This is a genomic window from Mesorhizobium sp. M1273, assembly GCF_040318195.1.
In the GTDB taxonomy this organism is placed as follows: Bacteria; Pseudomonadota; Alphaproteobacteria; order Rhizobiales; family Rhizobiaceae; genus Mesorhizobium.
This window is the reverse complement of the sequence record NZ_JAMYLV010000005.1, coordinates 226,870-239,369: the sequence shown is the minus strand read 5'-3', so window position 1 is coordinate 239,369 and position 12,500 is coordinate 226,870. Positions and strand designations below refer to the sequence as shown.

The 12,500-nt window shown below is 62.4% G+C and carries 16 protein-coding genes, 1 tRNA gene and 1 pseudogene; 8 read left to right on the top strand and 10 right to left on the bottom strand.

Annotated features, from left to right (window positions below):
- Positions 1–16: 16 nt before the first annotated feature.
- From NKH30_RS08650 to NKH30_RS08635, 4 genes are all read right to left on the bottom strand, one after another.
- Complete coding sequence (locus tag NKH30_RS08650; RefSeq protein ID WP_023677876.1) at positions 17–163, bottom strand: glycine zipper domain-containing protein; 147 nt, start codon at positions 161–163, stop codon at positions 17–19.
- Between the two features lie 38 nt (positions 164–201).
- Positions 202–492 (bottom strand): hypothetical protein, encoded by a 291-nt coding sequence (locus NKH30_RS08645; protein WP_352994879.1) that lies wholly within the window; start codon positions 490–492, stop codon positions 202–204.
- A gap of 135 nt (positions 493–627) precedes the next feature.
- Complete coding sequence (locus NKH30_RS08640; protein WP_352570595.1) at positions 628–1,158, bottom strand: hypothetical protein; 531 nt, start codon at positions 1,156–1,158, stop codon at positions 628–630.
- A 121-nt stretch (positions 1,159–1,279) separates the two neighbouring features.
- On the bottom strand, positions 1,280–1,606 hold the full coding sequence (locus tag NKH30_RS08635; protein ID WP_352994876.1) for a DUF1330 domain-containing protein: 327 nt from the start codon (positions 1,604–1,606) through the stop codon (positions 1,280–1,282).
- A 338-nt stretch (positions 1,607–1,944) separates the two neighbouring features.
- Here NKH30_RS08635 and NKH30_RS08630 point away from each other — a divergent pair, with 338 nt between their 5' ends.
- On the top strand, positions 1,945–2,637 hold the full coding sequence (locus NKH30_RS08630) for a winged helix-turn-helix transcriptional regulator (RefSeq protein WP_352457625.1): 693 nt from the start codon (positions 1,945–1,947) through the stop codon (positions 2,635–2,637).
- A 47-nt stretch (positions 2,638–2,684) separates the two neighbouring features.
- A tRNA-Arg gene (locus NKH30_RS08625) sits at positions 2,685–2,761 on the top strand.
- Here the strand turns inward: NKH30_RS08625 and NKH30_RS08620 are convergent.
- Positions 2,756–3,661 carry an alpha/beta fold hydrolase gene (locus tag NKH30_RS08620; RefSeq protein ID WP_352994874.1) on the bottom strand — a complete coding sequence of 302 codons (906 nt, stop codon included), beginning with the start codon at positions 3,659–3,661 and terminating at the stop codon, positions 2,756–2,758. The genes NKH30_RS08625 and NKH30_RS08620 overlap by 6 nt on opposite strands.
- A gap of 262 nt (positions 3,662–3,923) precedes the next feature.
- On the opposite strand from NKH30_RS08620, the gene NKH30_RS08615 reads away from it, so the two are divergent.
- From NKH30_RS08615 to NKH30_RS08605, 3 genes are all read left to right on the top strand, one after another.
- Positions 3,924–4,550, top strand: coding sequence for a hypothetical protein (locus NKH30_RS08615; RefSeq protein WP_352970591.1), 627 nt, complete (start codon positions 3,924–3,926; stop codon positions 4,548–4,550).
- 92 nt (positions 4,551–4,642) lie between these two features.
- The gene (locus tag NKH30_RS08610; RefSeq protein WP_352970589.1) at positions 4,643–5,530 is read left to right on the top strand and encodes a DUF1259 domain-containing protein; all 888 of its coding nucleotides are present in this window, start codon (positions 4,643–4,645) and stop codon (positions 5,528–5,530) included.
- A 224-nt stretch (positions 5,531–5,754) separates the two neighbouring features.
- On the top strand, positions 5,755–6,528 hold the full coding sequence (locus tag NKH30_RS08605) for a sulfite exporter TauE/SafE family protein (protein ID WP_352471466.1): 774 nt from the start codon (positions 5,755–5,757) through the stop codon (positions 6,526–6,528).
- A gap of 199 nt (positions 6,529–6,727) precedes the next feature.
- Here the strand turns inward: NKH30_RS08605 and NKH30_RS08600 are convergent.
- Together NKH30_RS08600 and NKH30_RS08595 are read right to left on the bottom strand one after the other, a co-directional pair.
- Positions 6,728–7,163 (bottom strand): annotated as a pseudogene (locus NKH30_RS08600) (YqaA family protein).
- A gap of 24 nt (positions 7,164–7,187) precedes the next feature.
- Positions 7,188–7,457, bottom strand: a complete 270-nt coding sequence (locus NKH30_RS08595; protein ID WP_352471467.1) for a hypothetical protein — start codon at positions 7,455–7,457, stop codon at positions 7,188–7,190.
- Between the two features lie 232 nt (positions 7,458–7,689).
- Between NKH30_RS08595 and NKH30_RS08590 the strand changes: the two genes are divergently transcribed.
- A complete protein-coding gene (locus NKH30_RS08590; protein ID WP_352471468.1) occupies positions 7,690–8,742 on the top strand; it encodes a hypothetical protein in 1,053 nt (350 codons plus the stop codon).
- Between the two features lies 1 nt (position 8,743).
- Positions 8,744–10,219 carry an FAD-dependent oxidoreductase gene (locus tag NKH30_RS08585; RefSeq protein ID WP_352994870.1) on the top strand — a complete coding sequence of 492 codons (1,476 nt, stop codon included), beginning with the start codon at positions 8,744–8,746 and terminating at the stop codon, positions 10,217–10,219.
- 24 nt (positions 10,220–10,243) lie between these two features.
- Here NKH30_RS08585 and NKH30_RS08580 read toward each other — a convergent pair whose 3' ends face one another.
- Both NKH30_RS08580 and NKH30_RS08575 read right to left on the bottom strand, forming a co-directional pair.
- Positions 10,244–10,714, bottom strand: coding sequence for a YbhB/YbcL family Raf kinase inhibitor-like protein (locus NKH30_RS08580; protein ID WP_352471470.1), 471 nt, complete (start codon positions 10,712–10,714; stop codon positions 10,244–10,246).
- A gap of 45 nt (positions 10,715–10,759) precedes the next feature.
- Positions 10,760–11,197, bottom strand: a complete 438-nt coding sequence (locus NKH30_RS08575) for a DUF2267 domain-containing protein (RefSeq protein ID WP_023677864.1) — start codon at positions 11,195–11,197, stop codon at positions 10,760–10,762.
- 279 nt (positions 11,198–11,476) lie between these two features.
- Between NKH30_RS08575 and NKH30_RS08570 the strand changes: the two genes are divergently transcribed.
- On the top strand, positions 11,477–11,956 hold the full coding sequence (locus NKH30_RS08570) for an Hsp20/alpha crystallin family protein (RefSeq protein ID WP_352471471.1): 480 nt from the start codon (positions 11,477–11,479) through the stop codon (positions 11,954–11,956).
- Between the two features lie 87 nt (positions 11,957–12,043).
- Here the strand turns inward: NKH30_RS08570 and NKH30_RS08565 are convergent, their stop codons facing one another.
- The gene (locus tag NKH30_RS08565; protein WP_502899223.1) at positions 12,044–12,493 is read right to left on the bottom strand and encodes a CBS domain-containing protein; all 450 of its coding nucleotides are present in this window, start codon (positions 12,491–12,493) and stop codon (positions 12,044–12,046) included.
- Positions 12,494–12,500: the final 7 nt, after the last annotated feature.

Sequence of the window (12,500 nt, the reverse complement as noted above, 5' to 3'; positions counted from 1 at the left end):
GGACATGTTCTGCTGGTCACTTCCGGCCGGACGACTTCCGGGCAAGGCCGAAGGCAATGCCCAGAGCGATACCTATACCAATGCCCGCAACAATGTTGTCCAACACGACGCCGATAGCCACGCCGATCACGACGCCGAGTGTGAGGTGTTTGGCATCCATCATGCCCGGTCATGTAGCGTGGAAGGCAAGAGCCGCAACGGCTACGGTCCGCTCTTCGGATCCTCGACCTCCAGCGCCTCCATGACCGGCGCCAGCTCATTGTCGTCGGAAGCCTGCGGCTCTTCGCCTGTCCTCGCCTTCGTCAGGGCTGCCTCGATCGCCTCCTGGATATTGCCGAGTTCGTCTTCGCGAACCTCGTGGCCATAGCCGGCAGCATCGGCATCCTGCTCGAATTGCTGCGCCAGGACGGCGACGCTCACCTCGCTCTCGGGCGGCAGATTGCCGACATTCTCCTGCAGCCAGGTCTCAAAGAACTCTTTGGTGGCGCTCATGCGGTGTCTCCTTCGGGACACTAAAGCGCGTCGACATCCCGAAAGTTCCGCTCTCTGAGCCGTCTTTGCGCCCGTTGCCGGCTGCCCCGCAATTCAGCGCGGCCAGGCGGCGTTGGCGCCGCCTGGCTCGGCTGCTTACTGGCTGGCAGCAGTCGTCGGTTCGCACGACACGTTCGGGTTCATGTCCGCGAACGCGCCGGTCGGGTTGCCCTTCCAGGCCCAGACATGCAGCTCGTAGAACGGGCCGAGGCCATAGCGGTTGGGGGCGCTGTTGAAGTTGAACAGATGTCCATCGAGCGAGGCGGGGCCTTTCGAGGTGATGTATTCGACGGCGATCAGTTTTAGCGTGCCGTCGGCCATCGGCTCGTACATCACCGCTTCCGGCTTGGCGACATCGACAGCGTCGTCCTTGAGGTAGCCGGGATTGACGTAATGGATGCCCATGGCGCCGCCGGTGATGCCGCTGGCGCAGGGAATCGGCGCATAGCCCTCAGCGGTCGCCGCCGCCACATTCTCGAAGCGGCTGTTGGCCGCGCGTACCTTGTCGGCCAGCGGATTGGGACCGGACGCGGGCGCTGCCTGATGCGCCTGCGCCAACGCAGTGCAGGCCGACAGCAGCGCCGCGGCAGCGAGAACTCTATTGCGAAAGTTGATTGTCATAGTCATTCCATTCTTCTTGAAAAGCACAGCCCGGCCGGCCACCGGAAGTAGGGAGGTCCGGCAGGTGGGCGCTGTGGCTGTTGTTGCTGGGAGATTCCTGTCCCGATGCGTCGAATGCAGGGCAAGATCATCCCTTCGGCAGATACGGGATGGTTCCGGCCAGATCGGAGTTGTCGATCAGCTGGAAACGGCTGTCGCTGCCGCCCTGACGGGCCGAAACGAACGGCGCGTAGGCAGGATCGTCGGTGAAGGCGCGCGCCGCTGCCTCGGTCGGGAACGCCATCAAGGCGATCAGCGTGGTGTCGAGCGGCTTGCCTTCGAGCGTCTTCACATTGCCGCTGCGCGACAGATATCTGCCGCCGTGCTTGTGAACGAGGTCGTGGACCGACGCGGCATAGGCCGGCATCCACTTCGGGGCCCTCACCTTGATGTCTGCGATAACGTAAGCGGTCATGGGTCATGTCTCCTGGTCGTGCACAGGGGTATCCCGTGCAGCGGCCAAGGGGTCGCATGGCAGGGCCGGCGCCAGCCAGTCCGCGATCTGTACTGGTGTGGCGAATCCGAAATTCGCATTCACTTTGGAGCAACGCAGCGAGCGAATTTCGGATTCAAAAGCCACACCAGCAAGTGCTTGGATTTCCAGTGTGGTTTTGGATTTGAAGTTCCTAATGCTGATGCCACCCAGAAAGCAGGAACTTCGAATCCACCGCACTGGGCCGGTACAGTTTCTGTACTCGCCGCGTCGCCGGGAAAGGCCTACGGTTCCGGCGGAGTTTGAGGGAAGGCAACATCGTGACCCAGTCTGGATACAAACAGTTCTGCCCGTTATCGATGGCCGCCGAGGTGCTGTGCACCCGCTGGACCATGGTTCTGCTTCGCGAATTGGTGGCGGGTTCGACCCGTTTCAACGATTTGCGCCGCGGCGTCCCCAAAATGTCGCCGACCCTTCTGTCGCAACGGCTCAAGGAGCTCGAACTGGCCGGGATCGTCGAGCGCAAGGAGGTGCGCGGCGAGAAAGGCATCTTCGAATACCGGATGACCGAGGCAGGCAGGGATCTCCGTTCCGTCGTCGAGGCGATGGGTTTTTGGGGCCAGAAATGGGTCGAGTCGCGGCTGTCGCTGAAGAACCTCGATCCATCGCTGCTGATGTGGGACATGCGGCGCAATCTCAACGCGTCGCCGCTGCCCGACGGGCGCACGGTGATACAATTTCTGTATCAGGAGCTCCCCGCCTCCAAGCGGTCATGGTGGCTGATCGTCGAGAAGCACGGCGAGGTCGACCTCTGCTGGTACGATCCGGGCTTCGATGTCGATCTCTACGTCTCGACCGACCTGCACACCATGACCGAAATCTGGATGGGGCTGATCACCGTCGAGAAGGCCGGGCCGAAAGTTATCTTGACGGGCGACCAGGACATCGCGCGCAAAATGCAGACCTGGCTCGGCCTGAGCCCGTTCGCGGTCGAACCCAAGCGAGCGGCCTAGCTGCCTCTTGGCGAAACGTCGCGAAGCGGTTATGTGTCGGGCCGCGTGGTCCCGTAGCTCAGTAGGATAGAGCGGCAGATTCCTAATCTGTAGGTCACAGGTTCGATTCCTGTCGGGATCACCACGCTTTCAACTGGTTACCTGACGGTCGCGTCGGTGCTCGGCTGTGAACGCGTGCGAGGAAGTCGCGCACCAACGCAAGCGCCTCATCGAAATGGGTTTCCAGTAGCCAGTGGCCGCCGCCATTGAGGAGATGGAGCTCTGCTTGCGGCAAGTCGCGCTTGTAGGCGCGGGCCGATGCGGCCGGCATATAGCCATCCTCGGGACCCCAGACGATCAGTGTCGGTGGTTGCCGTTCGCGCAGATAAGCCTGGTATTTCGGGAACCAGTTGAGGTTCGCCTCCAGCTTCTCCATCAGGCCGACCGCAAGCCGCCGACGGGGCGGCGTGTCCATCAGAGGCCAATGGAGTTTCCACAGATCCGGTGGCACGCGCTCGGCCACGGCCTCGCCAACCTCACCGATGAACTCGTGCCGGAAGCCCTCCTCGCTCACCGCTTCTTCCAGCGGGCGATGCTTGTCGGGCGTCTTGTCGTTCCAATACGCCTTGATGGCTGCGTATTTCGGGCCGAGCACGTCTTCGTAGATGTCGCCGTTTTGGATGATAAGCGCGGCAACGCGCTCCGGATAGGCGATGGCGTGGCGCAATCCGATCTGCGAGCCGTAATCGTGCAGCCAGAGCGCATAGTGAGACAGGCCGAGCGCGTCCGCGAAAGCCGCCAAAAACCCGGCATAGGTCTCGAAATCGTAGCCGAATGCAGCCATGTCGGGCGTAGCGCTGTAGCCGAAGCCAGGAAAATCCGGGGCGAACGTGTGCCAGCGATCAGCCAGTCCGGGCATCAGCCTTCGAAACTGATAGGACGAACAGGGATAGCCGTGCGGCAGCAGAAGCACCGGAGCGTCGGCCGGGCCTTCCTCGCGAAAGAAGACAGTAATTCCGTCAACTCTGATTTGGCGGTGTCGCAACTTTGCCTCCTCGATCGAAAGGCTCCGAAAATGACTGGTAACCCCCGCATCCCGTTGTGAGCGCCTGGATCCGAAACTCATGATCAGGTCGAGGGTTCCCGGTCGCGCCGGTGACAGCGGCCAAGGAACCTGCCGCCGATCAGATCGTTTCGCGGTATCTGGCTAAGGCCAATCGGAGCGGAGGCAGACATGCCGCATGCTCACAATCGTGGGACACGAACACGGGCCGGCTTTGCCAGTTCGGGGCTTGGCGCGATGCTGCGTGACGATGCTGCGTGACGTCGACTATGTCCTGCAAAAACTCGACTGGATGCGCGCCGAAGGCATCTGGCCCAACGGCTTGCGTTATCTCTGGACCGATGCCTTTGGGGTCGTGCTCTACGTCTCGCTTTATGCGGAAACTGGCGAACAGCGCTGGCTGGACGAGGCCGAGCGGCTGGTGGCCGATGTCGAGCGTGTGCTCGGCCGCCGGCGCGGACTGAGGATCGGCGAAGCGGCCGATCGCGACGGCCAGTACTTCCACTATCTGGCGATGTGGCTGTTTGCTTTGGCGCGTCTCGGCGATCTGAAGCCGGAATACCGCAAGCGCGGCATTGCGCTGGCGCGGGACATTCACCCGGCGTTTGTGGTCCCTGGCCGCGGCGTGATCTGGAAGATGCAGGAGGATCTGAGCAGCCCATATCCTGGCTTTGGTCTCGGCAGCATGGATGCCTATGACGGCTACGTGGCGAAGCGGTTTGCCGAACTGGAAAAATGGGCGAGAAAGAACCTTCCGGTCGGCGACGTCGTGGGGCGCTGGTGCAATGAGGATTATGATACGGCCGACAGGATTCCATATGCCGGCGAGCCCGATCCAAAAATGGGCTCGAGCGCGACCCGGCGATCGTAATCATTGCCGCGATCATGCGCGGCGCCGACCCTCCCGCCACGAAGCCAGCAGCCGCATGACAAATTGGGGGGCAGATCACAAGGAGAAATCCCATGCATGCAAAACTCGTGACCGGAGCAATGCTGATCGCGATGTCGGCGCTGCTCCAACCGGCATCGGCGGCACCCGATTGGCAAACAATCGCTAAGGCGCTCGGCAAATCCGGAACCGAGACGCCTGATGGCGTCTACCGGGTCGGGCTGCCGCGAACGGACCTGAAGGTTTCGCTCGACGGCGTGGCCCTGAAACCCGGATTTGCGCTTGGAGGCTGGATTGCGTTCGAACCCATGGGAGATCAGGCAATGGTTATGGGCGACATCGTTCTGACGCAGGACGAGGTGAACCCGGTCATCAAGAAGCTTGAAGAAAGCGGGATCGAGATCACTGCGGTACACAACCACTTGCTGCGCGCGGAGCCGATGACACTCTACATGCACGTCTTCGGCCAGGGCGACCCGGTTACGCTCGCCACAGCGCTTCATGCCGGATTGGCGCTGAGCAAAACACCGATGGGAGGCGGCGCCCAGCCGCAAGCCGCACCACAGATCGAGTTCGACACGGCCGGTGTCGACCAAACCATCGGTTATAAGGGTAAGGCCAATGGCGCGGTCTACCAGTTCACGATCTCGCGCGCTGAGCCGGTCGAGGAAAATGGAATGGAAGTGCCGGCGGCCATGGGCTCGGCAATAGCGATTAACTTCCAATCGACAGGTGGCGGCAAGGCGGCGATCACGGGTGATTTTGTGCTGACAGCAAAGGAGGTCAATCCGGTTATCAAAGCCATGCTGGATAACGGCATCGAGATCACCGCGTTGCATAGCCACATGCTCGATGAGCAACCGCGGCTCTTCTTCATGCATTTCTGGGCGTACGACGATGCGCAGAAGCTGGCGAAAGGACTGCGCGCAGCCCTCGACAAGGTCGCCGTCAAAAAGAGCTAGATTGGGCGTCCGCGCGCGCGTCCAACGGCGGAGTTCGGCCGACTCGGAGCGATCGTCGGCCTTCTTCCCGCCGCCTCGGGAATGGTTCTCTGGCACAGCGTCTCTCCGCCACCAGCATTGCGCCTGAGATCACCTTTCCATCGCACACGAGACTCAAGGGGCGGGCCGGGCTTTTGCGAACTAACGCGTTCGGAACGATCAAAGGTCCGCTTCGTTCTGATCGGATGGACTGGATTAGACTAGGCCTCCTGGCGTTGGCGGGGTTCCTCACCTGGACACTGAACACCCTCTCGGCCGGAGGCGGAGGTCTATTGCTGATCCCCGCCGTGACTTTCATCACAGGGAGCGCGGCGGTTGCGCCGGTCATCACCTTGACCGAGCTCATCGGCAATCCCATCCGCGCCCTGGCCTTCCGGCGCGACATCGATTGGAGCCTGGTCCGTTGGTACCTGCCCGGCGCCATCGCCGGTGCCGCTGCGGGCTCCTGGCTCTTCGCCAACAGTCGGGCGGAATGGCTCCAGATACTCATAGGGATCTATCTGATCAGTGCAGTCTGGGAATTTCGCGGCGGCGCGCGCGAGCGGAGCTACCGAGCCCGCCGCTGGTGGTTCCTCCCGGCCGGCCTGATCGTCGCGCTGTTGTCGGCGCTGATGGGCACGGTGGGACCCGTCTTGAATTCGCTCTATCTGAACTACGGTTCGGAGAAGGAGACGTTGGTCGCCACGAAATCGGTGAACTCGTTTGTGACCGATGTCGTCAAGATCGCGGTATTCACCGGACTCGGCGCGCTCGGTGGTCAGGCGGTCATGTACGGCGCAGCCGCGGGTTTGGGCGCTGCGCTTGCCAATCTGCTGGCCAAGCGCTGGCTCGAACGCCTAAGTGGACGACAGTTCCGCGGCCTTGTGGTCGCGCTCATGGCTGTGAGTGGAGCGCTGATGATCTGGAACCAGCACAGCTTCGTTGTGCAGGCCTGGCGCGCGGCCACAGGAATGTCTTAACAATGTCGATGTTGGCTGGAGCGCTGCGCCGTAGCTTGGTTGACCGGTCGCGCGATACGCAGAAGCTGGCAAAAGGCCTGCGCGCAGCCCTCGACAAGGTCGCCGTCAAAAAGAGCTAGCGCTTCCCGTCCGCGCGCATCATACAAGGCTCTTCGAACCAGCCGACCTAACCAGCTCAGCTTCGAGAGGCTTCGTGAGATTAGATCGCGCTCAGGGTCACGGCGGCAAGAACCAGATAGCGGCCGACCTTGGCGGCAGTGACCAGCAAAAGGAAAACCCGAAAAGGCTCGCGCGCAGGACGCCCGCGACGACGGTTAGCGGATCACCGACAACCGCAGCCAACTCTGCAGGAGCGACCACTTTCCATAGCGGCGATACCACACTTGCGCGCGGTCCAGTTGCGCTTGGTTCATCGGAAACCACCGTTGGCCCCGAAAGCGCTCGATGCCTCGCCCGAGCCGCCAGTTGATCACCGATCCAAGCACGTTGCCGACGCTCGCGACTCCGATGAGCAGCCAGGGCGAGTAATCCGCAAGCACGAGCTCGACCAGCACCGCTTCCGATTGCATCGGCAGGATCGTAGCGGCGAGCAAGGCCGCCAGGAACAGACCAGCACAGGCCGCGAGATCGGTCATTGAACCGCATATCCGCCAGTCGACCTAATGATGGTGACCTTCGGGTTCGACCATCTTGAACGGCAGCACCTGTTCGCGATCTTTCGCGGTCAGCACCAGACCTGCCTGGAACTCATGCGGTTCGGCAGGGGCGACGGTGCTCTCAAGGCGGTGATGGTTGTCGCCGACAGGTTCGAGGCGAAGCGTCTCCGGCCCGCCGGGCCGGTCGATGATCACCGTCGCTGCCAGATCGTCGGCCTGGCGATCGATGGTCAGCCGCGTCCGCTCGCCGGCCGGTGTGTCGACGATTTCCAACGTCCCCGCAGCCAGACCGCAGGCGACCTTAAAGGGCTCCGGCGCAGCGTCAGTTGCGATACCGATCCGTGGCCAGCGCAGCGCATCATAATTCTGCTGTTCCTTCAGCCTGCAAAGTCTCCGCGAGAATCGTGAGGGTCGCGCCGGTGAAAGCGGCCAAGGAACCTGCCGCCGATCAGATCGTTTCGCGGTATCTGGCTAAGGCCAACCGGAGCGGAGGCAGATATGCCGCATGCCCGCAATCGCATGGAACCGAACATCGGCAAAGTCTGCCGTGGATTCGGGCCTTGGCGCGATGCTGCGTGACGTCGATTATGTCCTGCAAAAACTCGACTGGATGCGCGGCGAAGGCATCTGGCCCAACGGCTTGCGGTATCTGTGGACCGATGCATTCGGGGTCGTGCTCTACGTCTCGCTTTATGCGGAAACTGGCGAAGAGCGCTGGCTGGACGAGGCCGAGCGGCTGGTCGCCGATGTCGAGCGTGTGCTCGGCCGCCGGCGCGGACTGAGGATCGGCGAAGCGGCCGATCGCGACGGCCAGTATTTCCACTATCTGGCGATGTGGCTGTTCGCCCTGGCGCGTCTCGGCGATCTGAAGCCGGAATACCGCAAGCGCGGCATTGCGCTGGCGAGGGACATTCACCCGGCGTTTGTGGTCCCTGGCCGCGGCGTGATCTGGAAGATGCAGGAGGATTTGAGCGGTCCTTACCCCGGCTACGGCCTCGGCAGCATGGATGCCTATGACGGCTACGTCTCTTACCGAATGCTCGACGACGAGGAACTGGCGCCCGAGATCGCGCAGATGCGTGCCCTGATGGAGCGCGATTGGCGCAGCCTCGACATCGACCAGGACCTCGGCCTCGGCATGATGCTGTGGCTCGCCCATTTCTCTCCCGACGAGCCGTGGGCCGAGGCCCAGACGAGGCGTTCGCTGCGAACCCTGGAAACGATGTGGGTCGACCCGCCCGGTTATTTCAGCCGCGCGCCATGGCTGCGCGATACCAAGTTCGCCTTCACCAATTACGGCGTTTCGCTCGGCCTGCAGGCCGCCGGTATCTGGCCGGGGCGTGTCGATAGGCTGAACGCCTTCTTCGAGGACTGGCGCTCCGGCGACGAATACGACCGCGAGGCGATCACCTGGGTGATGGCCTGCACCTCGCACCTTCCCGGCGCTTTTCTGACCCGGGGTGGCGAGACAATGATTGAAAGCGACCAAGCTCGGGAACGTTCCTCCGCCGGCGCGGTTGTCGATGGAAGTGCATGGAGACGCAAGGGGCGCGGTTGAAATGGCCATTCTCTTGGGAAAACCGGGAAGCTGTTGGGTGGCGGCAGCCGCCTCCACGAACTATCCCCAGCTCGAAGGGTCGATCCGTGCGGACGCCGTTGTCGTGGGTGCTGGAATTGTCGGGCTGACGACGGCGCTTCGGCTTTGCGAGGCGGGCCGGTCGGTGGTCGTCCTCGAAGGCCTGCGCACAGGCGGCCAGGTGACCGGCCGCTCGACGGCCAAGATCACCACGCAGCATGCGCTGATCTATGGTCATCTCATCGACAGCGTTGGCCGGGACCTGGCGCAGACCTATGCCGATGCGAATTCCGCCGGCGCGCGCCAAATCCGCGATTGGGTTAACAACTGCGCCATCGCCTGCGATTTCGAGAGCAAGGACGCCTATACCTACACCTGCAGTGAAAGCCGCTGCGCGGAGATTGCGGCCGAGGCGGAGGCCGCGCGCCAGGTCGGGCTGGAGGCCGAGATCCTCGACCGCGCGCCGCTGCCTTTCGTAACGGCCGCCGCGCTACGGTTCCCCGACCAGGCGCAGTTCAATCCGGCGATGTATCTGGTTGGCCTGGCGGAAGCGGTGACGGCCCGTGGCGGTCGGATCTTCGAAAACAGCCGCGCCACCTCGATCGACGAGGCAAGTCGCTGGCGCGTCGTCACCGATGGCGGCGCCGTTGATGCCGGGCACGTCGTCGTCGCCACCAACATGACGGTGAAGAGCCCCGTCGGCATGGCGAACCGGACGCAACCGCGCTGCCACACCGCCATGGCCTTTCGGATCGACGATCCCCTCCCTGTCGACGGCATGTTCATCGGCATCGACGACCCGACGCATTCCATCCGCACGGGCCGTGATGCCGAAGGGCCACTGCTGGTCACGCTCGGCCCCAAGTTCAACACCGGCTGGGACGGCGACGTGGCCAAGCGGTTTGTCGAACTGGAAAACTGGGCAAGAAAGAACCTTCCGGTCGGCGACGTCGCCTGGCGCTGGTGCAATGAGGACTATGATACGGCCGACAGGATCCCATATGCCGGCGAACCCTATCCCGCCAAGGCCGCCGGCTTCCACATTGCCACGGGCTTCAACGCCTGGGGCATCACCAACGGGACGGCCGTGGGCGAGATGATCGCCGACCTGATCTGCGGCCGCCCGAGCCCATGGCAAAAACTCTACGATCCGGCCCGGCCCTATCCTGAGGACTTCCACAAGAACGGCCGCAGTCAATCGATCGTCTCGAGCACCCACGACATTGCGCCTGGTATGGGCGGCGTGATCGTCAGGGGAGACGAAAAGATTGCGGCGTGGAGAGACACCGAAGGCGCACTCCAGGCGGTTTCGGCGATTTGCACCCACAAGGGCTGCACCGTAACCTGGAACAATGCGGACCACACCTGGGATTGTCCCTGCCACGGCTCGATCTTCGCCGCCGACGGTTCGGTCATCCACGGCCCTGCCCGAAAACCGCTTGCCCAGATTACATTGTGAAGGCGGCGACCGACACGGCCCGCGTCACGCCGGCCGTTCGTAGGTTCCGACCAGCTCCGTCTCCTCCAATGCGTGTTTCTGGGCTTGCTTCCAGACCTGATGCACGCCCGCCTGTCCTGGTACGCTGAGGCTCGGCACATCGAGCGCGGCCAGCAGGAAGTGGTAATGGTGGACGCCGTGCCCTGCAGGCGGCTGCGGACCGTCGTAATACGCATTGCCGAAATCGTTGGTGCCTTGCCTGAGTGCTGACGGGCCGGGCTTGCCGTCTTCGGCCTCGGCTAGTCCCCCGGCATCCGGCGGGATGTTGAACACCGCCCAGTGCCCGAAAATCCCGCTTGGTGCATCGGGATCCCGCACGACAAGAACAAGGCTCTTGGTACCATCCGGGACACCGGACCACTTCAGCGGCGGCGAGACGTTCTGGCCGTCACGCGCATATTTTTCGGGAATTCTTCCGCCTGCCCGGAACGCTGGGCTGATAAGGGTGAGTGGCATTGCTATTTCCCCAAGGAGGTTGCGAGAAGCCCGCGCCTGCGCCGTTCACGCCGCTTGCTGAGCTTCGGCGACGCGTCTTATCTCGCCCGGCAGGGATTCCCAGACCTTGTGCATCTGTCCTTCTCCGACGTGATGGGCGAGTACCTTGGACACGACCCTGAATGCATCCTTGGAATCGACCGGGCGGGTAAATTCCAGCTCCGCCTTGATCTTGGCCAGAAACTCGTCGAGCGACCGCATCTTCTCGGGAGCTTTGGAAGGCTGATATTGGTCATAGAAGGCGCCGCGCACCAGGATCGGCAGCTGCGAGCCGAGGTGGGCTGCAAGATCCGGCTGCATACGGTCGCGCAGGGCGTGCAGCACCGCTCCGAGAACGTGCCAGGCGACCTGCCGATCCGGTCCAATCTCGTCCATGATCTCGTCGAGCCAGATGTTCGTGGTCTGCAGTGTCTTGTCGAATACGTCGAGTCCGGTGGCGTTCATCGAGATCCTCCTTCCGTTCAAATCCGACTAGGTGATGTGACCAAACAGCCGTACCTGCCCGTTGTTCCCCCATGCGCATGTCCTGATGCGCATTTATTGTCGGAGGTCCCGTCTGTTGTCGGCCCGTCATGAGGGGATTCGGGCCGGCTTTTTTGCCGCTGTTTTTCGACCACCTTTCTTGGCCGGCACCGGAACATCCTCATGGGTGGACGAGTTTTGTTTGCCGTCGCCGATCACATGGCGACGAGTGATGCAGACACAAAAAACAGGAGAAGAACCATGGCACATCACGATTTGGCGCCCCGGACGCCATCGCGCAGCCTCTACCCATCCGCGCGCGACCCGCTCACGTCATTCCACCGGCAGATTGACCGCCTGTTCGACGACTTCTTCGCGCCGATGGCCGAAGCGACTACGGCCGGCGATCTTTGGCCGAGCGTCGACGTACATGAAACAGACCAAGCCTATAAGGTCACCGCCGAATTGCCGGGGCTCGAGCAGAAGGACGTTGAGCTCAAGCTGCGCGAAAACACCCTCTTTATTACGGGCGAGAAGCGTTCGGAGCACAAAGAAGGCGAAGGCGGCCGCACCTACAGCGAACGCAGTTATGGCCGGTTTCAGCGGACCATCCCGCTGGAAGCGGAGATCGATGCCGACAAGGTGCAGGCCACTTTCAGAAACGGCATTTTGGCTGTCGAGCTTCCGAAGAACCCCGCTGCAAAGGACAAGACACGCCGCATAGAAGTGAAAGCGCGATAGTTGCCAAACTGAAGGCTGCCTGAGCAGGCGGCGTTCAGCCCAGATGGAGAAGAACGGCGAGCACGGCGGCAACCGCCCAGCGAGCGTCTAGCGCCGGGGATCGTCCGTTGCCTCGGAAACGCCTTCGAGAGCGATTTTGGCGGCTTCCTCATCGGTCCGCCCGAGGTCGGCCAGGGCGATGACGCCGACGAGGCGCTTGTCGTGATTGATCACCGGAAGACGACGCACCTGATGCTTGGCCATGATCTTCTGATGCTTGGCCATGATCTTCGCCGCATCGGTGATATCGGCGTCATCGAAGCACCAATAGACATGCTCGGACATGACCTCGCGAACGGTCGTGTTGCCGGCTGAGCGCTCCTCGGCGACGCCGCGCATCACGATGTCGCGGTCTGTCACCATGCCGACCAGCCTGTCATTCTCGCCGACCGGAAGGGCGCCGAGATTGTCGGCCCGCATTTTCCGGGCGGCATCCCTGATTGTCGTGTTCGGGCCGACCAGTTCGGTCCGACGGCTCATGATCTCCTGAACTTGCATGGGATCT

Excerpts from the sequence above, each read along its gene's own strand:
- NKH30_RS08580 (WP_352471470.1), bottom strand. The coding sequence starts at position 10,714 with ATGCCACTCACCCTTATCAGCCCAGCGTTCCGGGCAGGCGGAAGAATT.
- NKH30_RS08645 (WP_352994879.1), bottom strand. The coding sequence starts at position 492 with ATGAGCGCCACCAAAGAGTTCTTTGAGACCTGGCTGCAGGAGAATGTC.
- NKH30_RS08650 (WP_023677876.1), bottom strand. The coding sequence starts at position 163 with ATGATGGATGCCAAACACCTCACACTCGGCGTCGTGATCGGCGTGGCT.
- NKH30_RS08605 (WP_352471466.1), top strand. The coding sequence starts at position 5,755 with ATGGACTGGATTAGACTAGGCCTCCTGGCGTTGGCGGGGTTCCTCACC.
- NKH30_RS08585 (WP_352994870.1), top strand. The coding sequence starts at position 8,744 with ATGGCCATTCTCTTGGGAAAACCGGGAAGCTGTTGGGTGGCGGCAGCC.
- NKH30_RS08590 (WP_352471468.1), top strand. The coding sequence starts at position 7,690 with ATGCCCGCAATCGCATGGAACCGAACATCGGCAAAGTCTGCCGTGGAT.
- NKH30_RS08565 (WP_502899223.1), bottom strand. The coding sequence starts at position 12,493 with ATGCAAGTTCAGGAGATCATGAGCCGTCGGACCGAACTGGTCGGCCCG.
- NKH30_RS08640 (WP_352570595.1), bottom strand. The coding sequence starts at position 1,158 with ATGACTATGACAATCAACTTTCGCAATAGAGTTCTCGCTGCCGCGGCG.
- NKH30_RS08635 (WP_352994876.1), bottom strand. The coding sequence starts at position 1,606 with ATGACCGCTTACGTTATCGCAGACATCAAGGTGAGGGCCCCGAAGTGG.
- NKH30_RS08610 (WP_352970589.1), top strand. The coding sequence starts at position 4,643 with ATGCATGCAAAACTCGTGACCGGAGCAATGCTGATCGCGATGTCGGCG.
- NKH30_RS08570 (WP_352471471.1), top strand. The coding sequence starts at position 11,477 with ATGGCACATCACGATTTGGCGCCCCGGACGCCATCGCGCAGCCTCTAC.
- NKH30_RS08575 (WP_023677864.1), bottom strand. The coding sequence starts at position 11,197 with ATGAACGCCACCGGACTCGACGTATTCGACAAGACACTGCAGACCACG.